The sequence below is a fragment of the Lysinibacillus sp. NPDC058147 genome (assembly GCF_042884205.1).
Lineage (GTDB): Bacteria > Bacillota > Bacilli > Bacillales_A > Planococcaceae > Lysinibacillus.
The window spans coordinates 138,788-164,178 of record NZ_JBHVUJ010000001.1 but is presented as its reverse complement, the minus strand read 5'-3'; the positions used below and the strand labels follow the sequence as shown (position 1 = coordinate 164,178).

At 35.6% G+C, this 25,391-nt stretch carries 26 protein-coding genes; 6 read left to right on the top strand and 20 right to left on the bottom strand.

All coding sequences use genetic code 11. The annotated features are described in order from the left end of the window. Positions 1–297 precede the first annotated feature (297 nt). Both ACFVT8_RS00805 and ezrA read right to left on the bottom strand, forming a co-directional pair. The gene (locus tag ACFVT8_RS00805) at positions 298–762 is read right to left on the bottom strand and encodes a GNAT family N-acetyltransferase (protein ID WP_387082380.1); all 465 of its coding nucleotides are present in this window, start codon (positions 760–762) and stop codon (positions 298–300) included. A 100-nt stretch (positions 763–862) separates the two neighbouring features. Further along, positions 863–2,563 carry a septation ring formation regulator EzrA gene (gene ezrA / locus ACFVT8_RS00800; protein ID WP_387082381.1) on the bottom strand — a complete coding sequence of 567 codons (1,701 nt, stop codon included), beginning with the start codon at positions 2,561–2,563 and terminating at the stop codon, positions 863–865. A 189-nt stretch (positions 2,564–2,752) separates the two neighbouring features. Between ezrA and hisJ the strand changes: the two genes are divergently transcribed. Further along, a complete protein-coding gene (gene hisJ, locus ACFVT8_RS00795) occupies positions 2,753–3,547 on the top strand; it encodes a histidinol-phosphatase HisJ (protein ID WP_387082382.1) in 795 nt (264 codons plus the stop codon). A gap of 24 nt (positions 3,548–3,571) precedes the next feature. Then, complete coding sequence (locus ACFVT8_RS00790; RefSeq protein ID WP_387082383.1) at positions 3,572–4,051, top strand: GAF domain-containing protein; 480 nt, start codon at positions 3,572–3,574, stop codon at positions 4,049–4,051. A gap of 267 nt (positions 4,052–4,318) precedes the next feature. Here ACFVT8_RS00790 and ACFVT8_RS00785 read toward each other — a convergent pair whose 3' ends face one another. Next, on the bottom strand, positions 4,319–6,199 hold the full coding sequence (locus ACFVT8_RS00785) for a sensor domain-containing diguanylate cyclase (protein WP_387082384.1): 1,881 nt from the start codon (positions 6,197–6,199) through the stop codon (positions 4,319–4,321). Positions 6,200–6,653: 454 nt separating this feature from the next. Between ACFVT8_RS00785 and rpsD the strand changes: the two genes are divergently transcribed. Continuing rightward, on the top strand, positions 6,654–7,256 hold the full coding sequence (rpsD, locus tag ACFVT8_RS00780) for a 30S ribosomal protein S4 (protein WP_387082385.1): 603 nt from the start codon (positions 6,654–6,656) through the stop codon (positions 7,254–7,256). A gap of 298 nt (positions 7,257–7,554) precedes the next feature. Here rpsD and ACFVT8_RS00775 read toward each other — a convergent pair whose 3' ends face one another. Then, the gene (locus tag ACFVT8_RS00775) at positions 7,555–7,800 is read right to left on the bottom strand and encodes a hypothetical protein (protein ID WP_387082386.1); all 246 of its coding nucleotides are present in this window, start codon (positions 7,798–7,800) and stop codon (positions 7,555–7,557) included. A gap of 618 nt (positions 7,801–8,418) precedes the next feature. Between ACFVT8_RS00775 and ACFVT8_RS00770 the strand changes: the two genes are divergently transcribed. Beyond that, a complete protein-coding gene (locus ACFVT8_RS00770) occupies positions 8,419–9,372 on the top strand; it encodes an SHOCT domain-containing protein (protein WP_387082387.1) in 954 nt (317 codons plus the stop codon). Between the two features lie 37 nt (positions 9,373–9,409). Here ACFVT8_RS00770 and ACFVT8_RS00765 read toward each other — a convergent pair whose 3' ends face one another. Then, complete coding sequence (locus tag ACFVT8_RS00765; RefSeq protein WP_387082388.1) at positions 9,410–9,673, bottom strand: hypothetical protein; 264 nt, start codon at positions 9,671–9,673, stop codon at positions 9,410–9,412. Continuing rightward, positions 9,670–10,530 (bottom strand): ParM/StbA family protein, encoded by an 861-nt coding sequence (locus tag ACFVT8_RS00760; RefSeq protein WP_387082389.1) that lies wholly within the window; start codon positions 10,528–10,530, stop codon positions 9,670–9,672. Before ACFVT8_RS00760 ends, ACFVT8_RS00765 begins: the two co-directional genes overlap by 4 nt. Positions 10,531–10,739: 209 nt before the next feature. Here ACFVT8_RS00760 and ACFVT8_RS00755 point away from each other — a divergent pair, with 209 nt between their 5' ends. Both ACFVT8_RS00755 and ACFVT8_RS00750 read left to right on the top strand, forming a co-directional pair. Next, the gene (locus ACFVT8_RS00755; protein WP_387082390.1) at positions 10,740–11,222 is read left to right on the top strand and encodes a hypothetical protein; all 483 of its coding nucleotides are present in this window, start codon (positions 10,740–10,742) and stop codon (positions 11,220–11,222) included. Between the two features lie 11 nt (positions 11,223–11,233). Beyond that, positions 11,234–11,419 carry a hypothetical protein gene (locus tag ACFVT8_RS00750; RefSeq protein ID WP_387082391.1) on the top strand — a complete coding sequence of 62 codons (186 nt, stop codon included), beginning with the start codon at positions 11,234–11,236 and terminating at the stop codon, positions 11,417–11,419. A 25-nt stretch (positions 11,420–11,444) separates the two neighbouring features. Here the strand turns inward: ACFVT8_RS00750 and ACFVT8_RS00745 are convergent, their stop codons facing one another. The 14 genes from ACFVT8_RS00745 to ACFVT8_RS00680 form a co-directional block, all read right to left on the bottom strand. Next, the gene (locus tag ACFVT8_RS00745; RefSeq protein ID WP_387082392.1) at positions 11,445–11,795 is read right to left on the bottom strand and encodes a YhjD family protein; all 351 of its coding nucleotides are present in this window, start codon (positions 11,793–11,795) and stop codon (positions 11,445–11,447) included. Beyond that, positions 11,788–12,126, bottom strand: coding sequence for a YolD-like family protein (locus ACFVT8_RS00740; RefSeq protein WP_387082393.1), 339 nt, complete (start codon positions 12,124–12,126; stop codon positions 11,788–11,790). The genes ACFVT8_RS00745 and ACFVT8_RS00740 overlap by 8 nt, the downstream gene beginning before the upstream one ends. A gap of 114 nt (positions 12,127–12,240) precedes the next feature. Further along, complete coding sequence (locus ACFVT8_RS00735) at positions 12,241–12,975, bottom strand: M15 family metallopeptidase (RefSeq protein ID WP_387082394.1); 735 nt, start codon at positions 12,973–12,975, stop codon at positions 12,241–12,243. Next, a complete protein-coding gene (locus ACFVT8_RS00730; RefSeq protein WP_387082395.1) occupies positions 12,972–13,436 on the bottom strand; it encodes a phage holin family protein in 465 nt (154 codons plus the stop codon). The genes ACFVT8_RS00735 and ACFVT8_RS00730 overlap by 4 nt, the downstream gene beginning before the upstream one ends. Positions 13,437–13,552: 116 nt before the next feature. Beyond that, on the bottom strand, positions 13,553–14,221 hold the full coding sequence (locus tag ACFVT8_RS00725) for a hypothetical protein (protein WP_387224208.1): 669 nt from the start codon (positions 14,219–14,221) through the stop codon (positions 13,553–13,555). 168 nt (positions 14,222–14,389) lie between these two features. Next, positions 14,390–14,578, bottom strand: a complete 189-nt coding sequence (locus tag ACFVT8_RS00720; RefSeq protein WP_387082397.1) for a hypothetical protein — start codon at positions 14,576–14,578, stop codon at positions 14,390–14,392. Between the two features lie 27 nt (positions 14,579–14,605). After that, positions 14,606–16,336, bottom strand: coding sequence for a phage tail spike protein (locus ACFVT8_RS00715; protein WP_387082398.1), 1,731 nt, complete (start codon positions 16,334–16,336; stop codon positions 14,606–14,608). 199 nt (positions 16,337–16,535) lie between these two features. Then, complete coding sequence (locus tag ACFVT8_RS00710; protein WP_387082399.1) at positions 16,536–16,685, bottom strand: XkdX family protein; 150 nt, start codon at positions 16,683–16,685, stop codon at positions 16,536–16,538. Positions 16,686–16,687: 2 nt separating this feature from the next. Continuing rightward, positions 16,688–17,077: a hypothetical protein gene (locus tag ACFVT8_RS00705; RefSeq protein WP_387082400.1), complete on the bottom strand. Its 390-nt coding sequence runs from the start codon at positions 17,075–17,077 to the stop codon at positions 16,688–16,690. Positions 17,078–17,091: 14 nt separating this feature from the next. Continuing rightward, positions 17,092–18,996 (bottom strand): hypothetical protein, encoded by a 1,905-nt coding sequence (locus ACFVT8_RS00700; RefSeq protein ID WP_387082401.1) that lies wholly within the window; start codon positions 18,994–18,996, stop codon positions 17,092–17,094. A gap of 16 nt (positions 18,997–19,012) precedes the next feature. Further along, a complete protein-coding gene (locus ACFVT8_RS00695) occupies positions 19,013–19,921 on the bottom strand; it encodes a phage tail domain-containing protein (protein WP_387082402.1) in 909 nt (302 codons plus the stop codon). Between the two features lie 6 nt (positions 19,922–19,927). After that, on the bottom strand, positions 19,928–24,505 hold the full coding sequence (locus ACFVT8_RS00690) for a phage tail protein (protein ID WP_387082403.1): 4,578 nt from the start codon (positions 24,503–24,505) through the stop codon (positions 19,928–19,930). Between the two features lie 11 nt (positions 24,506–24,516). Next, positions 24,517–24,795 carry a hypothetical protein gene (locus ACFVT8_RS00685; protein ID WP_387082404.1) on the bottom strand — a complete coding sequence of 93 codons (279 nt, stop codon included), beginning with the start codon at positions 24,793–24,795 and terminating at the stop codon, positions 24,517–24,519. A gap of 71 nt (positions 24,796–24,866) precedes the next feature. Continuing rightward, positions 24,867–25,328, bottom strand: coding sequence for a tail assembly chaperone (locus ACFVT8_RS00680; RefSeq protein ID WP_387082405.1), 462 nt, complete (start codon positions 25,326–25,328; stop codon positions 24,867–24,869). Between the last annotated feature and the right edge of the window lie 63 nt (positions 25,329–25,391).

Sequence of the window (25,391 nt, the reverse complement as noted above, 5' to 3'; positions counted from 1 at the left end):
GTTGCTGTCGCTTCGCTTTCGCACAGATAAAACATTTGTTGCTGTCGCTTCGCTTTCGCACAGATAAAACATTTGTTGCTGTCGCTTCGCTTTCGCACAGATAAAACATTTGCCGCTGTCGCGCAGAGCTTCCTGGAGGCGTCCGATGAGCCGCAAGGAGTCGCCCAAACTACACTCCAATCAACTTATATACATGACATATACTTTAAATAAATGACATCCTCAACTTTCAGTGATCATAGTCCATCGTATTGAAGGCGGATTTCCCACTATAAACCCTATTCAAAACGCTTATTTTTAATCTTTCTTCATTGTTATAAATTCAGTTGAAGCTGTAAATTCCATGACTTTTGTAAAGCCTAATTTCTCATAAAGATGGATGGCTCTTGTATTAAATGTAGCTACTGTTAAACGAATAGGACTATGATTTTCTTGTTGTAGCTGATTTAAAATAAATGAAAAAAATTCTGAACCATAGCCTTTTCCTGTTAGTTCAGGCTTCATCCCTATTCCAACATCAATGCACTCGTCTAAATACGTATCAAAGTCATGTCCTTTAGGTACTTGTGCAGATGTTCCTGTACAGAAAAAACCGACTAGCTCTTTTTGATCATTGACAATTGAATAGTAAGGATTTTCAAGAAATTCTTTTAGAGATTCGTCGCATAGTTCATTGTTATAAAAAACATATGGTTCATCATACTTCCAATTCAAAATGTCCGTCGCATAAACTTCATTCATTTCCTTAATATAAAATTGCATTACGAACACCTCTTTTTTAATAACAAAGCTGTCTAAAAAGTAAAGTAATATTATACCTTTTAGACAGCTGATGTAATTTTTAATTTTTTATTATACTTGATTATTTTGCTATTGATTCTTCTGCTACAAGTTCTTGAATTCGTTTTAAAGCACCTGGCTCCATTTCTTCAACTGCCGTTCCAGCCTCTTCTAATGCCTTGGAATAGCGGAATTGATTAAAGGATTTTTCTGCTTCTTTTAATTGAGTATGCAATTTTGAATTTGTTGCACGATGACGATTACCATATTGAATAATACGTTCAATTAGCATTACATTTTCAATCAATTCATGCGCCTTCGCTTTTACATCCTCTACACAAAGTGTTGCAGCATTTAAATTATTATGAACTGTTCCCATGTTGAGAGGTACCTCTTGCAGGCTTTGCATTACTACATAAATATGCTCCGCTGCCTCATCTAGACGGGCATCCATCTCTTCAGGAATACCTGGAATATTAGCCTTATTTAATAGACGATCTGTTTCTTGTAATGTTTTCTTTAAGTTTTCTACTTGCGCTCGAGCCTTGTTTTCATCAATTCGTAGCTTCTTCATCGTATTTGACAAATGACCCTGCTCCTCATGAATACCTTCAAGCTCCTCGTTAATTTCAATCAATTCTTCCTGCAAACTTGAGTATGCAGATTTTTCCTCCCTAACACGCATCGCCAATAAGTCATAGCGGCGTTGTAAGGCCTCTAATTGCTTTAATGCTGCTTTTGGAATTTCTGCATCTTTTTCATTTAAACGATAGCTTTGTTGCACAAATGTTGCTTCATCACTTACTAATCTTGTTGAACCAATAACATTGGTGATTGAGCTTAATAAACGATCACAATTTTGGTCAACATAATTTTTAGCAATAACCTCTTTTTCAAGCAAATCGTAAAAATGATCAATCTCTTCATTTATTTCAGCAACACGTGGTTTAACAACAGATAAGTTAAGCTCTGCTAATTCATTTTTTAATGTCGCAAATTCTTCTTCAAATTTATCAAGCGCAGCAGTTAGCTCTAAATGCTGTAAATAATAGGATTGCTCCTCCATTTCACGCTGGCCACTACGTAATTCTTGTACCGCTCCTGGCAGCTTTACTTGCAATTCAGTCAAAATTGTTGGGACATCATTAATGTATTCAAATGTCTGCTGTGACTCTTGGTTCAAGCCAATAACAATTTCTCTTGCCTGTAAATAATTCCCTTCGCTAGTAAGTGCATCGAATTCCTCAAACTTTTGAACAAACATCTCCAGCTTTTTCTCTAGAGCTGGTAATGCTACACCAAATGAGTGTTGGTGCGCTAACAATGTTTTACGTGCAGAGCGATAGTATTCTTTTAATTGTTCAATTTCAATACGATTTTTTTCTTCGCTGCCAATTAATTCATTTAGTTCTTCTAAAATTTTATCTTTATCTTGTTCACACTTTTGAATGTAATCTTCTATCTCACGTTCAATTAACGTTGCTTTATTAAAACGAAGTCTATTAATTTGATCCTCTGCGTCAAATAAAAGTGAATCAATTTTTGTCATATGTACATCGATGACTTCATCCCAACTATTACGCCATCGTTCAAACATCTCTTCCGTTTCACCGTTCATGTTTAAAGATTTAACTTTTGAAATTTCCTCATTTATGGGATTGTTTTGTATTTGTGATTTTTCATTTTCAAGTTTAGCAATGATTGTTGTATGTTTTCGTCGCATCATAAATCCTACTATAGCTAAAATTAATAGTAGGATAACCGGAATGATGATATACTCCATCGTAAGCCTCCTATTCTACAATAAACGAATTGGCTAGTTGTATTTATTATATACTATGTTATCGCCTTTTGTACTAAAATTTGAGTGTTTTTTGTGTATATACGCCTTTCAAGAATAACACCTACTTAATTTTTGAACAATTGTCGTAAATAGAAGTGTTATTATCATAGTTAAAGGAGTGGTTATTTTATGAAATATGACGGCCATATTCATAGTCCTTATTGTCCACACGGTACTTCTGATTCATTTAAGCAATATATTGAAAAAGCTATCTCCCATAACTTTACAGATATCACCTTTACAGAACATGCACCACTACCATTGAATTTTGTTGACCCTACACCACAGCAAGATAGTGGTATGAATCCAGAATTTTTAATGCCCTATTTTGAAGATTTACAGCGCCTTCAAAAGGATTACGCTCAAGACATTCGCATTCATATAGGTCTAGAGGTTGACTATATTCAAGGCTTTGAACAAGAAACTCGTCAATTTCTTAATACATATGGATACTTTTTAGATGACTCTATTTTATCTGTCCATTTTTTACAATGGCAAAATACCTTTGAATGTATAGACTTTTCTCCAGAAAGTTTTATGGCTTTTTCAAAAAAAGTGGGCTCTATTGAACAAGTGTATAATTTATATTTTGATACCGTCCTACAATCCATTAAAGCAGATTTAGGGCCATACAAACCTAAGCGCATTGGGCATCCTTCACTTATTCACAAATTCCAATTAGCACATATGGTGAAAATTGATGATTCTGCGCGGATTCGAGAAATTTTAGATTTGATGAAGGAAGAGGGCTATGAGCTAGATGTAAATAGCGCTGGTTTAAGTAAAACATATTGTCAGGAACCTTATCCACCATTTTCCTTTATCGATTATAGTAAAAGAATTGGGCTACCAATTGTTTTCGGTTCAGATGCTCATACTGTTGCTGATTTACATCAACACTATAATGTTATATATCCAAAATAAATAACTTTCAAACGGGGTGCTTTTATGTTTACACAAATTAATTATGATTGGCCAATTGCCGAGCAATATAATACTTTATCAAAACAGTTAGATGCTTTACTTACAGGAGAGAGCGATCGCATTGCTAATTTAAGTAACGCCTCTGCATTATTAAATCAATTTTTGCCAAACATTAACTGGGTCGGTTTTTATGTATTACAGGGTGCGGAACTTGTATTAGGTCCATTTCAGGGCTTGCCTGCCTGCGTCAGAATACCAATCGGACGCGGCGTTTGTGGAACAGCTGTAGACAAAGAAGAAACAATAGTAGTAAAAGACGTACATGATTTTCCAGGGCATATTGCCTGTGATGCCGCTTCCCAATCTGAAATCGTTATTCCCTTGATTAAAGAAGGACAGGTCATCGGTGTTCTTGATATCGACAGTCCAATCGTAAATCGTTTTTCTAAGGAAGATCAAGAAGGGTTAGAGCTATTCGTTCAGACCTTACTCCTCCATTTATAAAGTGAAACTTTAATCAGTGGGGGTTCTTTCCCCCACTGATTATTAGTCTTCACCAATCGGGTTTTTACGGGCAGTTAGCCTCCCCGTATTTCTTTACTATCATTGAATTTGAAGCGGACCCGACGCTTCTCTTTTGATATAGATAAATTACTGCCCGTTAATACGGGATAAAAAAATGCCCTGAAATGATTTATTTTCATTTCAGGGCATTTCAGCGCAAAAGGCTGCGGTATTATTTTCAAAAAACATCTATTTACATTTATTACATTATGAATTTGTTAGATAAGATCGATCATGAATACAAAAACGATTTTTACCACTGTTTTTCGCTTCATAAAGCGCTGTATCTGCATGAAGGAAAACAGATTGAAACGCCGGACGGTACTGTTCATCCCAAGTTATGAGACCTGCTGAAATTGTCACCTGAGGATCTGTTGTACTTGGAATTACTGCAACGATTGCTGCTGCTAATTCGATTGCTTCTTGCTCATCAATATTTGGAATATACACAGACATCTCTTCTCCACCCCAGCGCGCACAAATTCCACGAGTTCCAATTGTTTCTTTTAACTGTGATGCAATTTGCATAAGAATCTTATCACCAATTTGGTGACCATACGTATCATTAATGCGCTTGAAATTATCAATATCAATGAGTAAGAACATTCCTGATTGATCTTTTTTAAGCGACTTTTCTACATATTGGTCTAAATAACTTCTCGCATACAATTTCGTCAAATGATCCAAATCTACCATTTCCTGAAGTTGATTTCGTAATATTGAGTTTGTAATTGCTAAAGAAGAGTGATGGATTAATGATTGCATTAATTTAAAGCTGTCAAATGAAAAGAAATATGGCTCCTTGTGTAACACAATACTAAAACCATTAATTTTTTCTTCCATTAAAATCGGGATTGCCATAATTGAACGATATTCAATTTGATTAGGGGTTAATCTGCTGAAATCGGCAATAAATAGTGGATCATTGGTACTTTCAAAATGTTGTTCAACATGTTTTATATATGTTTGACCCTTTTCTACATTGAATAAGGCTGTACTAGCATCCGTCACTTCAAAGGTGTCATTATGTTTAAAAGCGAAGCAAACTTCCATTGGTTGAAAGGATTTCATTAACTGTTTTTGAAGGAAAAGTAACATTTCATGAATGTCAATCCTCATATTTAAACGATGCGATGTTTCATTGATGAGTTGTAAATCACTTACTAGGCGATGTGATTGATGATATAATTTTGCATTTTCAAGCGCATTTCCTGATGTTTGTGCTAGCATTCGTACAAAATCTTTTTCAGTCGTTGAAAAAAGATATGTTGTAGGTGCACTTACTTGTAAAATACCATAAATAGCTTGTCTCCCTTTTATAGGGGCATTTAATAATCGACAATTTAAATCGCTAGCAAGCTCCGTTGTCAGCTCTCCTGAGACAAAAGCCTCAATAGTCGCAGGTCTTTCAGATAAGTAATCAAAAAGCTTTATATCGATAGTCGTATGGCGGTCTTGATCATTCGATAGTATAAGCTCCACATTAAACTCCGGGAAATTATCCTTAATATTTTTTAAGACATTTTCTAAAATTAAATCAATATCCATAGTGGAATGAAATAAATCTGTCATATTATACAATTTTCTATATTGGTCTTCATTTACTTTTACTTCAAAATTTTCTCTAATCATCTGAAGAACCTTCGTAAGCGTTTCCACAAACTTATCCCCATAATCCGAAGTCATAAAGTCTGTCCAAGCATCTGTTGCCTCCACAAGTAGCACACCAATTGGATTTTTGCCTTCTGCTTGGAAAAGCACCATATCTGTCATCGTCATATATGCGTCTTTTTCTTTTAATATATAGGGAATTTTCACCATCTTTTGTTGGTAAAAGTTGGCTTCGATCATTAACCATGACACAGCATTTAGTTTCGTTTCAATTGTTACAGTAGCCATTTCTTCAATAGGTATTAAAGAATTACCTTCGAAACCGAGAAATGCCACATTTACAATTCCAAAGCGCTTCTTTAGACACTGCTTTAATGGGTTAAAATACCCATTGAAACCAGCTTGTTCCTTAGAACTCACCCAAATGCTTAAAACATCTGATTTTATATATTTTAGCGTTTGTAAATGGTCTGTCATGAAATCACCTTTTCTATATAACGTCCAAATCAATTACTATTAACTTATATTTTATTATACATAATTTGTGTCATTTTGACTATGTTATTCTATTTCACTTTTACATTTTACATATCAGACTGTATCATTAACTATTACCGACTATCGCAATATGTATATAGAGGAAATTTTTACTATTTTCCATTTTCAAAAATAGTTAGCCTAATAATTGACGTCTTTATAATAAGCAGTTACAATGTAGTTTGTGTAAAATAAACGCAGCAGTGGTATAAGCTTATTACTGTATTTTATTCCTCTGTTTCAGTTAGTAAAACTAAACTGATTCAGATGGTGTATTGTGTAACCTAACGGCTGCATAGGCGAAAATACATGAAAATAAAATGCGTATAAGAATGGGTACTACTGGTTTTTGTTTTACAACAAAAAAACCAAATTTAAAGGAGGAGACAACAATATGTCTCGTTATACAGGTCCATCTTGGAAATTATCACGTCGTCTTGGTATCTCACTAAGCGGTACAGGTAAAGAAATCGAAAAACGCCCTTACGCACCAGGTCAACACGGTCCAAACCAACGTAAAAAATTATCAGAATACGGTTTACAACTTCAAGAAAAACAAAAACTTCGTCACATGTACGGCATGAACGAACGTCAATTCCGTACTCTATTCGACCGCGCTGGTAAAATGAAAGGTGTTCACGGTGAAAACTTCATGATCCTTCTTGAAACTCGCCTTGACAACCTAGTTTACCGTTTAGGTTTAGCTCGTACTCGTCGTGGATCTCGTCAATTAGTAAACCACGGCCACATCTTAGTAGATGGCAAACGCGTTGATATTCCTTCATTCAGCGTAAAACCAGGTCAAACGATTTCTCTTCGTGAAAAATCTCAAAACCTTGCTGTAGTAACAGAAGCAATCGAAGTAAACAACTTCGTACCTGACTACTTAACATTTGATGCTGACAAAAAAGAAGGTACATTCACTCGCCTTCCAGAGCGTTCTGAATTATCAGCTGAAATCAACGAAGCATTCATCGTAGAGTTCTACTCTCGTTAATTTTTTAACGTTAGATTACTTACGGTTCTTAAACCTCGCAACCTTGTTTATACAAGTGTTTGCGGGGTTTTTGCATATAATAAGATAATCGGAAATTCACGTTTTTATTCGAGGGATTTGGGGGAGCGTCTGGGGGAGCATTTTTTTACCTTAATCAATTTTAAAAATAACATGCGGACAGGTGTATTCATTACGAAATGTTTTAATATAAAAAGGTCACTCAGAATTTTTTTCGAGTGACCTTTTGTTTTTATAAAGTTTGTTCGTTTTTTGTGTTGCTCATATATTTATGTAATTTTTAGTTAGCCACTATCTCTAAATCATTAATTCGATTTGTAAGCAGATTGTTCATGAATATTAAGACATCGTTATCACTACGACTTAATACATTGTTATCATATAATAAATAAAGCGAATCTATTCCCATTTCTTTTACTACTTGTTCCCACCAAATTTCGATATCGTTTGATTTAGGTGGAGGTATACTAAAGATCTCCGAAAAAATTTTCAGTGTGTTTAGTAGCTCTCTTGTTGTCATTTCCATTATTTGCCCTCCTTAAGGTAAGGACATTCACTTTTAATTACAATTGTTTTAGATTATAATTAATGTTGGTTTATGAGTGAATATCGCTCGAGTATCTCCACATTTCAAGGTGCAACTTGAGATGTGGTTTTTTGTTATTTTTATGGTAGCACTGGAATGATAAAAATAAAATGGGTTACAAGCCCAATTCAAAAATAAATGCAAGGTTATTACAATATTCGACATTTTTTTCGTTATCAAAGTGAATAAATGCTAATTAGTTCACCATCAGGAGCAAGTATAACTTTTTTTACCATTATTCGCCGTTTACATTTAAACAAACCGTAAAAGGCGAAATTATCATCTTCCTCAGCGTATGAATATATTTTCAAAAACTCGCAATTAGATCGAATCCGTTCAAAGTAGTAGATAGCAATAATTTGCAATGTCTCGATGTCCATACGTTAGTATTTGTATTTTTCACAAATCTTAATCGATTGACTATAAATATAGACCGTTTCACTAATTCGATGTGGTGAAATCAATACTGACAACACTTGCCATTATTGATACAATTTTATTGTATTACCATTAAAGTATTATTTTTTAATGGTTACTACAAAGAAAGGAGGCATTAATTTGTACGCAGTAGAACAAATAAAAGAATATTTAAAACCAGAAGGTAAACTTGTTATTAGCAATTTGAAAAAAGAGATAAGTTTAATCGCTGAACATATTGAAGATGACGAAATAGTTGAAAATGCTGGTGTTGTTTCTGGAGGTCTATTCACGCAGTATTTAGTAGTTTTAACAACAAGTAGACTATTAACTACAGTTAAAGGAAAGAAATTTTTATCTTATGATCTAGATCAAATTAGTAATACTGACTTTAATAAAAAATTAACTGTTACAGAAATGATCTTCACTTATAACAACGAAGAACAAATACTTACCTTTAGCAACGTTGACACAAGATTAGCATTTTTATCAGAAATTAAAAATGCTCTTGGAATCCAACCTTCAGTAGAAGAAGTAGAAAAAAGGCAAATAGTCCGCGTTATGAAGCCTATTAAAATGAACATCGAAATTCTTAATGGTAAGGAACTGTTGAAAGGTCAAGGAAGTAATTTCAGACTTTCTCAAACAAAACCTGGTTATATAGATATTTCAGTTAATAGTGGAGAACCAGAAACATTAAAATTAATCAAATGGGATCGTGTCGAGAACATTCAAAAGAGCGCGTTTGACATAGCCGGTTGGACAGTAATTGGAAGTAAGTTCGGTAATGCTGGAACTATCGCAGGGGCAATGGGCGCTAATGTTGGTACGGATAAATCTGTAGCGACGCTTTTTCTTAAACGTGAGAACGAAGATAAGGTGCCTTTAGTTATTAAATGTGATAAAAAGGACCTCGAAAAGCTTTCATTATTTATCGTTGCAGAAGAGGAAGAAGTATCGCAAGTTGCAGCTGCTACCACTTCTACAACAACAATTCCAACAGAGGAATTAATGAAATTAAAAGAATTACTAGATGCTGGTATTTTAACACAAGAAGAATTTGATGCAAAGAAGAAACAGCTTTTAGGTATCTAAATTTTAAAACCACTCAACTAAGAGTGGTTTTTCTTGTTTATATAAAGCTGTTCATTGCCTCTTTTATTTCGATGGAGTACGTTTCTTCTTCATGAATTATCGGTTCATTTCTATCTATCCTTATTTCACTCTCTGGACCACGTTTCATATCTTCTTCAATTAGTCGTTTTACATACTTGCTAAAATTGCGTGGTTTGTTATTCAATGGGTTAATCTGCTCTGCGTGTTCTAATAGTGCAAGGTCGTGTTCATCGTTGGTATTAAAGCTAACAGGCTTATTCTTCCTGCCCTCATTACTCATCTAAATGCCCCCTTCGCTATTGCATAAAATCCAACAGCATTTGCAAAGACAGGGTGTAAAGTAGTCACCCCATTTCCACGTTGAATTGTTGGATTAATGATTTCTGCATTAATGTAATGTTCTATTATATATGGTGCTATTCCTTCTGTAATACCCCCACAAATCAATATTTTGTCGCTTTTATCCCATTTCAATCTAGTTGTATTACGAATGACTCCTCTTGCAATTTTTTGCAGATCATCTTTATTCGCTACAGTTTCAACCCCAAAGTTAAAAGTCGTGCTCGCTTTATTGATATGCTTCTTATCAATGATTGTAGCTGCATTCACAGTTCCACTTCCAATATCAATTACTCTGATTACACCATCACTCGGCTGTGCCCAAAACGCTCCACTCCCTTCAGGCGCTACGGCAACTTGTTCAATAGTTACTCTTCTATTCTTTCCGTTCATCTTTATATCGTGTTGACCCTTTAACATGACAATAATGGACTCTTTTTCGGCTCGTTTATGCCGTTTAATTGGTTGCCCTGTCACAAAGCTTACCTTATCGATATGAGGGCAATAACGACTTAAATAGCGATGTATTGCTAATAAGACTCTGATTTTTGTATCTTCGTGAGCTTTACTATCTCCATAACGTGTACCATCACCAAACTCATCCTCAAATTGAGCGATTGTTCCAGCAAATCCTTTTCGACCAGCAATTTCAAACTCCATATCATCCGGTCCGAATGACTCCTCTACATCACGTTCGAACCAATCACAGATGTTCGTCTTAAATGAATCAACACCGAATGGCCCCACTACCTTCGCTTTGTGATTTCCTGCATCTATCCCCAAAATGATTTTATTCAATACCTATCCCCTTCCGTTTTTGTATTACAAATGTAGTACATTTTATAACTCAACGACTCGGTTTATTACAATTGTAATAAATATTTTTTCGCGGTTCTTTTCTGTAAATAGCCCACGTATACCTACATTAAGTCTAGGAATCGATTAAGTTTAGGATAAATTCCTAGGGATACGCTTTTAAAAGGTACGGGGAGGAGGAATTTTTTTCGATGGGGAGCAGGAGAATCACTCGCTCAGACAAAAAAGTTGATGTGAAACCCACTATCTCGGAGTCCTTGAAAACCACCTTATACAAATTTGCTGAAATATGTGATGAACCTGTAAAAGATGTTGCAGAAAGGTTGTGTAATACTGGGGCAGTTTCGGAGTTCATTGTCGAAGAGATCAGAAAGTGGTTCAGGAGGGATTATAGATGGAATGATACAATCACCATGGGGTATCCAGAAAGACCGAAATTGAGGATAACAGTTCAACCAAAAAAAGGAAAAGTAACTATTAAATTTAAACAGCGAGATTTTGACCAATTGAGCGTGTTGGCCTTCGCTCTTGATATAACACCAACCACTACTGCAGCTGTACTAATTAGGGTGACGCTAGGAAATAGAAAGTTCATGCAATGGTACTTGTCCACTTATCTTTTGCATTTAGACCAAATGAAGATACGACAGATTTATAGGTTACTCAAATTATAAGGAGATGAATCATGGATATAATTAATTTTGTTGGCTGTGTGGTAAGTGGTGGGATAATTATTTTGTATGTTATGGAGAAAACCGAAAGAGTAGTGTGTATCATAAAGCTGATGTTTGAGGAGCAGATTGACGAGGCTATAACCGTTGTAAAGAAAGTTGTTCCCAAAAAGAAAAAACATGATGAGTTAGAGGTTTAATAAAAATAGACCAGGTGCTCTAAATTTAGCCCTGGCAATTTTTTATATAACTAGTAATTAACTCTTCAACCTTTGTTTTAAGCGCTGGATTAGCATACTGGAGCATTACATCTTCTCCTAAAGTTTTGATTGTTACCTCACTAAAAACTTCATCTATTTTAACCCATTTCACTACACTTATGCCTTTTTGGCTCAACGATCGCTTTTTATTATAGAAATCATTGCGCATGGTTTTTAATAGTCCATCCACAATTGAAATATATATATTAGACATTTTCAATTTTTCAAGTGATGAATAGTCTTGCTGTAATGACCTAATGGCCATATCCAAAATTATATATTCATGTAAAATACTACGCTCCTCAGGTTTAATCATCAATGTCCACCATCTTTGCGTTTTGAATATTGTTAAAAGCAATACGTTTAATTGATAAATCTGTATCCAGTAGCAATTCTTTTTTGTGAGGATCCATTCCAGTTACTAATCCAATTTTGTCATGTAAATGATTGTTGCTCCACAGCGTAAGAGTAATTAGTTTTTTCGATTTAAAAGCACGTTGTATCGTTTGTTCAATCTCCTCTAGTTCCCACTCGGTTAATTCTCGTTTTTTATCATGAAATTGCTCTTCTTTCCACTTTTTAATCTCGACTAGATGTTCCGGTAACATCATAGCTGTCCATTTCATATTTCCACGGTCTTTTATCATATTATCGCCCCCATCAAGAACGTTTGTTTGTGTATATTATAGAACTAACGTTCTGTTTATGGCAATAAAAAAAATGCCCAGGCTCAAAATTAATTGAGTACCTGGGCTTTAATATTATGCTTGAATTGCTTCAGCATACGATAAAATGCCAAGACGTTTCATTTCAGTTATAGCATTATTAGCTACTACCATTGTTGCGTATGTGCCGGTAATAAATCTCCAATTACCTCCATCTTGAACTACTCGCACGTAATCGGCGTTTGCAATTTTATACTTACCTAATGCCTGTTTAGCTGCATTCACTTGAGCCTGAGTTGTATAAGTACCAGATTGAACACGATACAATTTACCGTCATTAATACCCTCAACAGCTTCACCTTTGTCGTTAACAATAAGTTGAACTTTTATTTTGCTATTGCTAGGGACAATAACTGTGCCCTCTAACTTGTAGCCTGAAGGGGCTTTCCAATTAGTAGGGATTTCAAAATGTGGCGCGTCGTAGCTACTGATCGGCCAATATCCTCCCCAAGTGATACCAAGTTTTTTAGCAATTGCTCCTACTTTTGATAAAGTGGCTATATTGTATAAATCCTTTGGAGGTGCTATAGCAATATCCCAAGCTCTACGTGAAGTATGATTGCTAGAAAGCGTCCATGTAACTACTGATCCAGGACGTGTTCGACCTTGTGAATATAAATAATTCTGTCGTTCCTGTGATCTATATGTTTCTGTAATGAAGATATCATCAATCCCAGCTTTTACACACTCCTGAAATAAGAGTCGACATGCTAATTGTGCAGCTGTAGTTAATTCGTTTAAATCTCGACATGTTTCTGTTATGCTTGTCATTTCTTTGCACCGTCCTTTTTATTTTCTAATTCTTTATCAACGTTTTTACCTGCAAATTCATCAAGTACTTCACTAGTTAATCTTTCTTCCGATTGAGTCTCGATAACCTTTAATTTTTCAGCCAACTGCTGAGGTACTAATACGCCTAGTTGTGCCATGTTTTCAATGATACTCAAAGCTTCATTTGCGATATAAAAAAGTACTGTCGCAAATGTGAGTGTGCCACTCAACGACAGTACTTGATCGATTATATTTGCTGTGATGATAACGATTAAAACTAGTAACTTACGAGCGTAGCCAAATAGTGATTTACGACTCCACAGGTTACCGTTATTAACAGCCTTAAAGATTCCTGTTAAAATATCCAATCCCATTAACAAAAGCAATAGGTGTAAGAATTTCACTCCACCAAATAAATATAAATGTGCTACTTCTAAATACTCCAAATCTAAACCTCCCATACTGTACACTCCTCTTGAATTGCATAATAAAAAGCTATGAGAGTAATCAAGAATCAGTAACATATACCGTTACTAGTCTCGATTACTCTCATAGCGCATGACACTCGCATCTCAAATTACTCCATCATATATTCTATAATAGGAATTTTGTCAAAAGTGATTTCTATATCATTATCAATCATATATTTTTTTAGTTCTTCGAATAATTGCACATACTCAAGAATACCTTCTGTCAAGACTATTCCAGAAACACCACCCCTTTCATCTACAGATAGTGAATAAAAATATCGCTGTTCTTCTAACGCTTCGTTATAGTCAGAATATTTTATTTTATCCAAGATCATTAATAAATCAAAATCTACATTAGGTAGTATATTAACTTGATCAACTAATCTATTACAATTGGCTAAAAATGAGAGTAAATATTCTATTACCTTCTCGTCTCGCCAATCATCAAAGAAATATTTAGAATTTCTATCATTGAATAAATCAATTTCGGAGAGCAATTCTTCTAAGTCTTCCTTTGAAAGGGAAACTATTCTATTAATAGTAATATTACTCTTAGGAGATAAAATTAATAATCCTATCAATGGAGCAATCATGTTTACTAGTATTTTATTTAAAGGCTTAGATAAGCGTAACTTCAAAATATCTTGCTTTTCCTTATTCGGTAACCAAATGTCTAGTAAATAAAACAAAAACGCTGCAACGAAGCTAGTTGATAACGTAAATAGTAAAATTCCCGTTTCTTCACCATATTCCCAAAATTCAGGAACGTCGACCAAGATATAATTCACAAGAATAATACATATTATTGAGGTTGCTAATAAATACAGAAGATATTTATTAATGATAATTCTCTCCCTTTATGTCTAATTTATAAAAATCTCTTACTTAATTCGACAAAAGGAAAGGATTACCTTCTATTTTAGACATAAAAAATAACGCTAAGCTTATGCTTGCGTTTCTGTACTCTCAACTGGAATCACACTTATGATAATGTGCTTATTTATGATTGCCCCACCAATATTTACGAAGTTAACTTTTTGTTCATTCAATGTTGCTGTAAATGTTGCTGCATCAAATTCAGCATTTTTTAAATTAATTACATTTCCGTTGTTTAGTTGTACTTGATAATCCATACTTATCAATCTCCATTCCTTATTTTTTTAATTCATTGTTAGATACCCAATATCTGAACCGTTTTTTCTAACAACTAAAGTTTTAGGACTGTTAGTGCTTTGGAAGAAACTAATTCCACCACCGTTATCGAGACCTATTACATTGGCGTTACTAAAATCTACGTTACCCCAAAATTTAGTTTTGGAAGCTTGAATGTCTAAATCACTCCATAAATCAATCGCTAATCCTCCATACCCATCGGAAGATATATAGGACATATCAGCAAATCTTATTATATTTTGACCACTACCCTGGAAAGTTAAGTTTCTGCCTATCGAAACATCTCTAGAAACGTTAATATCTGTAGACCCACTGATACTTCCGTTGACCATCACAGCGCCGTTTAAGTTGATTCTTTGAGCATCGATAGTATACGACCATGCGTCTTGATTTATCTTTGAAACTATTGTATTGCCGTCATAATCAGTGATTGACACCTTTTGACTGATTTGCCATGCCTGTTGTGTAATCGTAGATTCAGCGTTCGCTACTTTTGTATCAAGCCCATGAAGTTGCGCTCCTTGCGAACTTACAGTAGATTGGATTTGATCAGCTCGAATATTGATAGAAGCTACTTCATTCGTGATACGGTTATTTACAGAAAGACTAATATTATCAGCCTTTACATCAATCATTGCAATTGATTTATTTAATTGTTCAACTTCAATCGTTATACGGCTATCCGTTTGAGTAATAGCTGATCTAAATTCCTTTTTACTTTCGTCAATTACTTCTTCTAACTCTTCCTTTGTATCAGCAAGCTCCTCTTCTGAATCGAGTTCACTATCAGACATAGAGCGAGGTAACGAGTTGCCAAGTGTTACTTCAATCGTCTTTAATTCATCTGTGAGTTCATCCACTACACAAATTCGTTTAAGTATCCTAGTTTGTAGCTCTAACCCTTCAATTGGCTCATAAATCAGCCATACTTTTTCGCCTAATGCCTTATCTAACAATTCGAGCGTATCGAGTTCGATGTTTACTTCCGGATAATCAATCAAGGAATCCTTGGCTTTTTTCAACAGGTTATCAGGATTTGTGAAACGTTCATCACTGATTGGATCAGCTACACGAATCCCCCATATCGTGTGATTAGGAGATGTATAAGTAACTGTTAAATCCTCTTTGCCTGTAGCCGTTACTTTGGTGCGAAGATGTGTCGTATCAATCTTTCGACTAAGAGTCTTGATGTTATAGCCATATCGGTACTGTGCTCCGTTATCAGGACCAAGCGACTTACTGAAATGTACTCGCTTATTTGGTAGAATCTCAAACTCGCAGTCAAAAGCATTACATATTTGGTTAACGCATTGGATAATGTTCTTTGAACCAAACTTATCGATTGTTGCTGTTTCAGTAAAATCACATGTTACAGTCCATCCAGTACTAGCAAACAGGTAGTTAACAAACTCTTGACTTGAGTGAGTACCGCCATAAGTCTTGTCTTTAAACTGATAAGCTAAATCAAAGAATGTCGAGATAGCAAGGATTGTTTTACGCCCTGGTTTATCGTCGATGATCTGTTTTACACGAAAATCGTAGTTTGCTGCAGTGACAATTGTTTCTTCTTGAAGAAGGTTAAATCCAGACTCGTTATTTGTTTTATTGACTGTAAATTCAAGTGTTGTATTGCCTAACGTATCCTGTTCAAACAAAGGTGCAGACGTTGTAAAAAATGGCTCTGTGCGTGTACCAGCGTAGTTTGTAACGATTAGCATACCTTATCACCAACTAACTTAATTTTCGGTGCTTTAATTTTAATGCAATGACCGTAATCAATAACTTTTGTTTTACCAAGCTTAGTAGTAATTTTCATTTGATCACATCCTTTCAAGCAAAAGAAAAAAGCATCCTCAAAAAGAGGACACTTCATTAAATATTTGATAGTAAAATTTTTTCTTACTGAACAATATGGAACTATCCTTCATCATCAATATTATATTCTTCATTAGTTAATTCTTTATATTGTTCTGGTGAAATTGCGCTTAATTGAACATATCTTCGTAATTGGTCTTTCCTACACCAATTTTTCTCATATCTTTCTTTCAACGACTCGAATATTGTCATTACTATTTCGCTCCTTCTATTAGTAGCATTCTCAATTCTAAGTCTGTGATTTGTTGACCTTGTTCCATCGATTCAATTTCTCGCTCAGTCATTTGTTGACCTAAAATTTCAGTGTCTGTAGGTTTTATGAATTGACTTTTTATATCAATTAACCCATTAGGCAAAATATCTCCACGGTTGTAGATGTTCTCTTGGTTGTCTACTAAATATTTTTCTTGACCATCTAAATTAATAAACAGTGTGTCAACAACAATGACACCTATTTTATCTTCGTTCCAACCTTCAACATTTCCACCCATAAAATCTATCCTAGATGGCTTTAAGCTAGTTACATTGCCATAAAAATCATGAATTTTATTAGTTTCCTTAAAGTATAAAATAGCTACTGTCATTTACCTACCTCCGTTTATAGTACTTGACTACCGCTTGTTAATGACTGTGGCGTAGTTCCTGTAAGAGTTGTATTGGAAGACTTTCTAAATGTTGAAAAATAACCTTCTAAGCCTATTGCGTTACCTGAACCAGAGACATTTTGAAGCATTACACTTGAGCATTTAGAAGCATATATAGCCGAACCTTTAGCATTTGCTATAACAACACTATTGAACTCAACCAATGTACTTCCATATATAGACACTTTATTAGAATCTGTTGCTTTAGTTATGTCAACATTCAAGAATGTTACATAGTGACAGTTCTGGACGGTTATTCCGTTTTTTATTATTTGTAATCTACTTGAAGCGCTTCTTCCTTGTACAGTAACAGCACTAAAACAGTCCACCACAGTTATACTACCGACACTATCGTCCGTCTCGAATGATAATGTTAAATTTTTCCCTGAAAATCCGTTTATATTTACGTAGTCTCCGTGATAACTACCTGTATTATTTATTGTAATACTTGTATTGAAAGGTAGTGATTTACCTAATGCGCGTAAAGTAAAATCTAAAGTCTTTAGTGGCTGTTGCGCAGAGCCGTCTCTAGACAAATCATCAATTCCGTTTATAGTATCAACACGTACAGAAGAAGCTAAAGCATTACCTTGGAATATATGATATCCGTCTACAGTTGACCATCTAGTCCATTTATTAAAATATGAATCATTGTATAGTCTTGTTAATTTCAACTCAATGCCTAATGAAGCATAACTAAGCTCTTGTTTTTTGAAAAAAGCTCCATCTCCATTTTTAACTGCACTTACTGTAATAAGACCTATTTCTTTCTTAGATATAGTACTGATATCAACAACATCAGGAGGTAGACCTGTACATTTTTCCCACACGAATGTATATGTTCCGTTGTCAGAAAGTGTATCTAAGTTACCTTCGAAGTACTCAGATTTTCCTCCTCCAGTCTCGACAATTTCCCACTGATCTTTGTTGTCTTTTACCGCTAGTTTACCATTGAAATAACGGATTCCATGCGCACCATTTTCGGATAACACCTTTTGTGCCAAATGTTCAGTAACTTCATTTTTTAAATCGCCAACTTCTTGATTGATTTCTGTTAAATCTGCTGGCGGTCCTTGTTCACCTTGTGGCCCCTCTGGCCCTTGTGGTCCTTCAGGTCCCTGAATCTTTCCGACGTTCTCCCAACCAGAGCCATTCCATACATATAGATAGCCATTAATTAGATAAGCATCTCCTAAATGACCATCAGATGGAAGATCACCTTCGCTTGGCAGACTACCGATGATAGTTACTCCTGTACCATCTGATCCCCTTTCACCCTTGTCGCCCTTATCACCTTTAGCTCCTCTTTCAGCTAAAAGTGACCAATAAACATTGCTCTGAGTAGGTAATGTCGGAGGTGTCTTACCAACACTATCTTGTAAAGCAATAAATGAGGAACCATTAAAAACAACCATGTTGTTTTTAAAATACTGAGTTGTGTTTGACCAAACACCTTGATGCTTCATATTGTTAATGAGCGATTGCATTGTATTAATAGCTGTTTGAGCTTGTGTTGTTGCATCCAAGGCACCTTGTCTAGCTGCATTGGCTTCAGTTGTGGCTGTATTTGCTTTTATAATAGCTTCATTTAACTGTTCTAAAGTTTGTGTGACTGTATTTAGAGCTGTTTCCAATGCTTTGTCATTTGCATCAATAGCCTCTTGTACAGCTACGTTTGCGTTGTCTATAGCGTCATTTAATCGCTGTATCAACTCATCAACTTCCGCACCACCAGCTAACACTTTGATTTGCTGTTGAAGATATGAATACCCTGACATAATCCGTTGCCAGTTCTCATTGATCTTTAACCTTTCGACATTGCTAATCGGGTTTTCTGTATTATGCAATTCTAATGCCAATTCCCTCACTCCCTTTCTATTTGTACAGGAATCTAAAATCAAATTCGATAGATTGAATGTTACCGCCTGTTACAGTAAAAATATTGTTTCCTGGAGCAAGCGTTAATAGCTTTTTATTTGTATTCAAAATGGCATTCACCCCGTTTTTATAAGAGTGAATGCCATTCAAAATTAAAGTATCTGAAGTTGATAAAGTACCATTAAACCTAAACACTTCGCCTGTAGTTACATTTTTTATTTCTAAGTAACTAGAGGTTGTTGCCTTAATGGTTATTTTCAGTTCGCTTTCACGTGGATCAACCTTTACATTTCCAAAATTCTTTAATGTGAAACTGTTGGACGTAAATCTGTACTGTAAGTCATCATCCCATGTTAAGCCTTGATTCCATTCCCACTTATTAATGTCCCAAAGCTTTAACTCTTTAAGAGTTGCTGCGCTTTCACCGTATGGAAGCAGATAAGTCTCAAGTTCGACTGTAAATTTCCCTGTGAGCCCTTTCTGTTCAACCTCAGACATATCACTATTGATAACGAAGTATCGTTTGCCATGTAAAAAAGCAACCTCACTAGGCATAAAATCGAGTTCTCTACCCCATTCCTTACCTGGTAGTTCAAACTCATACATAGTGGATTGCTTTGTTGGTATGGCTTTATATAAATAATACGGTTCTAGGTCAGTAAACAAATCAAACGCTCTATGTTCGAGTGTTTCAAAATCTGAATGGTCTTTTGCAATAAACATGAGGTGTAGCTGTATTCTGCGAGTACCATGTTTGATTAGTTCGTTGATAGCTCCGGCCCGTCTTTCGACATCAGCTACATCACGTTTAATATCGATAGGAGAAACTTTAATGTCCTGCGTAATAAAACGCTCAATAGACAAAATAATTTCCTCTCCATTTACTTTTACTAATTTGGCATCCATTCAATTTCACCCTCTCATAGAACGTTTTAAATCTGTTTTTCTTGCAGTGTTTTCATCTACATAGTTTGTTAACAGGCGACCATCAAGCTCCAATGATAAATCTTTATCAGCAATGATTTTAAGTAGTTGAACCACTTTATCAAACATCGATAAATCAAGTACGGACTCATTTGTAATACTTGTGTCGTGTGCGCTACTAATAGCGCTTCTTACAGACAATCCATCAGTTAAGATATCTAAATCAGCTTTAGCTGCATCAGCTAAACTTGCAGCTGCTTGTGCTACTTTTGCACGCATACTTGCAATACCATTTGTAAGGCCCTTACCAAAGAACACACCAAGCTTATCTGCAACTCGCGATGGTGAGTGAATATCCAATGTTTTACGAATCGTTTTTTCAATTTCGCTAGACATAGCTTTTACTTCTGACAACATTGCAGGGACTTCAGATTTCATACCATTGCGTAAGCCTTGGATAACATTTGTACCAATTTGATACATAGAAGAAGTCATGGCATTAAACTCACCTGTCGTGCCTGTTTTAATAGCCTTGATTTGTTTCAACCATTCATCTTTATAAGATTCCAGTTGTTTCTTGGTATCGGTCTTAAGAGCATCAATCTGTTTATTGGTATCCTCTCTTAAATCCACTAACTCTGCCTGAGCTTGGCTTCTTGCAAGGGCTGTTTTCGTTTTCCAGATGTCATTGTAGTAATTTAATTCCGTAGCTGTCATACTGTTTAACGCTTCTATTTCAGCGTACGCACTTGGTCCCATTGCTTGTAATTCAGCAAGTAACCCTTTATCGATACCTTTACTAGCAAGCTCCTGAATATTTCTCGACCAACTAGCCATTACACTTACTTGATCTTGTAAGTTTTTAATAAGTTGCTGACTAGTAATTTCAGCTTTATCACCAATCTCGTCAAAAAGATTTTTCCATGAGTAGATATCTTTTGTCCGATTAGCTACAGCATCTGCATAAGCTTTTTCAAGCTCTTGAATACCATCAAGCTCTTTTTGCTGAGCATCTTTAATTTTCGAGATGTACTCATCATTAAGTGACGTTAACTTTTCATGAATGGCCTGTTTAGTTTCAGCGATTTTATCTTCATAGTAGATACGCTCTTCGCTACCTGCTTTGTATTGTTGTAGGTATTTTTGATAAGCTGCAAGTTCTTGAGTAAGAGACATTTGATTATATTTCTTCTTACGGTCAATATAATCTTTTTCCTTATCAAACTTCTCTTGTGTAAGCTCAGCCATGGCTTTGTTGTAGTTGATTTGAGCTTCAATGCGTTCGTCTGTGCCTTCTTTGAACGCTGTAGCAGCATATCTCCAATACTCAGCTTGTTGTTTCGTAGACCATTTTTCTAAACCGATTTGCTTGTCAGCGAAGTCTTTCAACGCATCGAATGTTTCTTTTTGCGATTTTACTTTGATTTTATCAATTGCTTGAGCTTCTGCTTTAGCAAGTTTTTCTCGATTAGCTTTAGCATCCTCTTGAATCTTAGTTATCTGACGCTCTTGTGCAGCAGTTAACTTTTTGTTTTTATCTGCAGCTTTAGCCTTTATTTCTTTGATTTTGGCATCTGCTTTTTTCGTAGCTTCAGCACGTTTGGCTTCGTAATCCTTCTGGATAGCTAGGATTTCTTTGCTGTTATCTTTTGCTGCATTACTAACAATTCTTTGAGTTTGTTGCATCATATCTTTAGTGATTGATAGATTCTGAGTGAAATCAGGAATAGCACTTCTAACCATCATGTTTGTAGCTTTTTGTACAACATTTGTCGTACTTTCAATACCTTTAGCTACACCAATTGGAATCCACTTAGCGATGGCAATCATTACGCGTGATGGTGAATGGATACCTAAAGCTGACTTAACCCAAGAAGGAATCTTGTCAGTTAAACTACTTAATGCCGACGCAACAGCACCGAATGAATCCGTGATACCTTTGATTAAACCATTTATGATGTCCTTACCTATACTTAATAGGTTAATCCCTTCCAAAAATGATTTCGCAGCATTCCACCCATTCTCGATTGCTGAGCGAACACCATCCATTAAGTTTTCAACTGTACTTTTTATGTTCTCCCAGACTTTAGTAATGGTTGTCTTAATACCATTTACAATCTCTGATACAACATTTTTTATTCCATTCCAAATCGATGATACAACACTCTTGATGCCGTTTAACACACTCGAAATTACACTTTTGATTGCGTTCCATACTGACGAGACGGTACTCTTGGTGCTATTTAAAACCGAAGAAATAACGCTCTTTATACCATTCCAAATTGTAGTAACAACAGATTTTATAGCATTTAGAACTGTCGTAATAACCGATTTGATTGCATTCCAAACTGTTGAAATTGTTGACTTTATAGAATTTGAAACGCTTTGAATCGTTGATTTTATCCCGTTAAAAATTGTTGTTACAACTGTCTTTATCGCATTTAGTGTATTAGTGAAAATACCTTTAATTACATTCCAAACAGTTTGTAAAAGTGTTTTAGCAGTACTACCAAATGCCTTTAACGGACCAAGCAACTTTCCTACAAAGTAAAGGTTAATTACACCCCAAACAGCTTGTACTGCACCACTTAATATTTGCTTAACACCATCCCAAACGCCTTGCCAATCTCCTTGGAATAAAGATGAAAATGTTTTGATGATGCCGAGAATAATATCAATTGCACCTTGAATAACGTTTTTAATAGCTTCCCAAGTTGAAACAATTAACGCCTTAACAACCGGCCATATAAATTGCATGATAGAACCAATTGCTGACATTACTGTTGTAACAACTGTACCGATAGCATTCCAAACAGTTGATGCTGTAGCCATAATGCTTGCTTGGTTTTCATTCCAGAATGCTGTAATTTGCGTCCAGACTGACGTAATTAAGTCACTTACAACAGTTACTGCTGTAGAAATTGCGATTTTAATCGCTTCCCATACAGCTTGTACTTGAGCTCTGAAAGTTTCGTTTGTTTGATACAATCCTGCAAACACAGCAATCAATCCTGCTATAGCTGCAGCAACTAATGCAACAGGGGCAGTAATGAATCCAAATGCTCCGCCCACCGACTCTAACATCGGTGTAATTTTAGCAAGAGTGCCACCAAAATCCGAAATTAAAGATTTAACACCTTTGAAAGATTTCCCCCATATACCAACAACTTTTCCGACACCTTTAAATAAAGTACCGAAGGCAATAATGTTAGGTACGATTGCAAGTAAAGCTCCACCAAACGAAATCAAACCAGCGATAATAATACCAATAGTTCGATCGCCTTCCATCATTGAATTAACAAATTCTAATACCTTATTCGCTACATCAATAATCTTTGCACCAAGGGGAGCCATTCCGATACCAAGGTTAACTAAAAACTCTGTTAGATTTCCGATTAATCTTAAAACACTAGGCGCTGTTTGATGTACATAATCAAGAAACTGTTGGAAACCTTGATTTTGACTTAAAGTCGCTGACCATTCTTTAAATCTAGCCATCATCGAAACTAGACCATCCATCATGTCTGATGAAGATCCTGCAAATGCACTAAAGAAATAAATAACTCCAGCTGTTGCATCTCTGAAAATAGCTCGAACTTTTGGCATATTAGTATTAACATAATCCACGAAAGCTTGGAACTTCGCACTACCACTTAATCCATTTGCCCACTCTGCAAATCTAGCTGTCATTTCCTCAAAGCCTTTTGCAGTACTTGCACTTAATGGAGCAAATGCAGTTAACATGGACAACAAACCTTTAAATACATTTCCAAAGGCACGTCCAAACGTCTCAAGCATTGGAGCTCCAGTTGTATTTAGATATTCTAAAAACTTTTGAACTGGAGGTGTACCTATAGCTGTATTAAGCTGCGTCATCAAGTTAGCAACTGCTTTTGCAGATGAAATAAATAGAGGTTGCAAGGCTTTTAATAAAGTGTTAGAAGCCTTCATAGCCTCACGAAATGCAATCAACACCGGTTTTTCGGTTTCTTTTACAAGTGAACGATATGTTGCTTTTACACTTTCAAAGGCATTCCATGCTTCCTTTTGTAAAGCTGTAAAAGGTTTGCCTGTTTCAGTAAATAAATCTTTTAAGGTTGGAATAGCAACAGCTGCAAAAGCACCAACTGCTGCACCAGCACTCACAAATGCTCCAGCTAATGCAAATGTAGAGCCAGCGACAACACCAATCATTGGACCTAAATTCGCAATAGCTACAGCGACATTAGCTAATAACGGTGATATTGCTGGGAACACAGTCATCATTGTACCCATTACAGTGTGTTGCATTAACTCACCGAAGGCACGAATATTTACTGCAATCCGTTGAATTTTTCTTTGAAAGTCCTCAATACGAGCTTCAATTTTTATCACAACTTTATCTCGTGATAGAGCGAGCATTTTCGCTTTTACTTCAGCAGTTTTACGTTTGAACTGTGCAACATCAGCACCGATGTCAACTCGTACATCATTAGCCGATTTTTTAATTGTGCTCTGTACTTGTTTCATCTTTGCCATGAACTCAGTGATTCGAGCACCAATTTTAGCCGTAAAGTTACCATTCATTTATGCTCACCTCATTCCATAGTTAAATTTCGAGCCCAAACTTTCATATCTGCTTGTGCTTTTTTGTAAAGTGTTGTGTCCATCTCCTTCGATTCTTTCCAGTCCTTATCACCTTCAAGAATACGTTTGCGAGCTTTTTCAGCATCGAATAGATCGGTAATCTTGAGTCGTTTTGCATTCTCTGCTTTACGGTTATACATAGCTTGAATAGCAAGGTTTTCGTAATCACTCACCATTCGCATTTGTGCACCTTTTAAGAGTGCTTTGTACTCATTTGGAGTCCATGACATGATTAACTCAACATCACAAACTCCCAAGTATTCAGCAGCGTTTGATGTGACATCTAGCCACTCTAATCCTTCTACTCGGTTTCTGTCTCCGACTCCAACTCTGCTTTCGTGTCGAGTAACATTTGTACTGCTTTCGCATTCTCTGCTTGTTCTTGCTCTGTACCCATTTCTTTGAACATGTCTAAGTTCTTCCAGAACGTCTTCGCATCTTTTTTGAAAAAACCTGAAGCGTTAATCTCCTGAAATGCTTCTTTAAATAGCTTTTCTGTATCCCCGTCTTCTTCGATACGCTCTTCTAAAGCAGCCTCAATTTGTGCCATTGAAGGACGTTTTTTTAGATGAGCTAAACCACAGTCCCAAAATGCTTTTAATGCATCTAAGTTAAATTGCAATAAACCCTGATAGATTGAGATAAAACCGCCAGTTTCGTTGCCCTCTCTATCTGTTTCGTTATAGTTTTTATCTGCAAGATTCTTGAAAGCGAATCCGTATTTTGCGTCGTGTTGATCTTTGCCAATTGTTAATGTAGCCATATTTTAATAGCCCTCCTAGTAATTTAAATTCAATAGAAAAAAGCACCCATAAAGAGTGCTTTG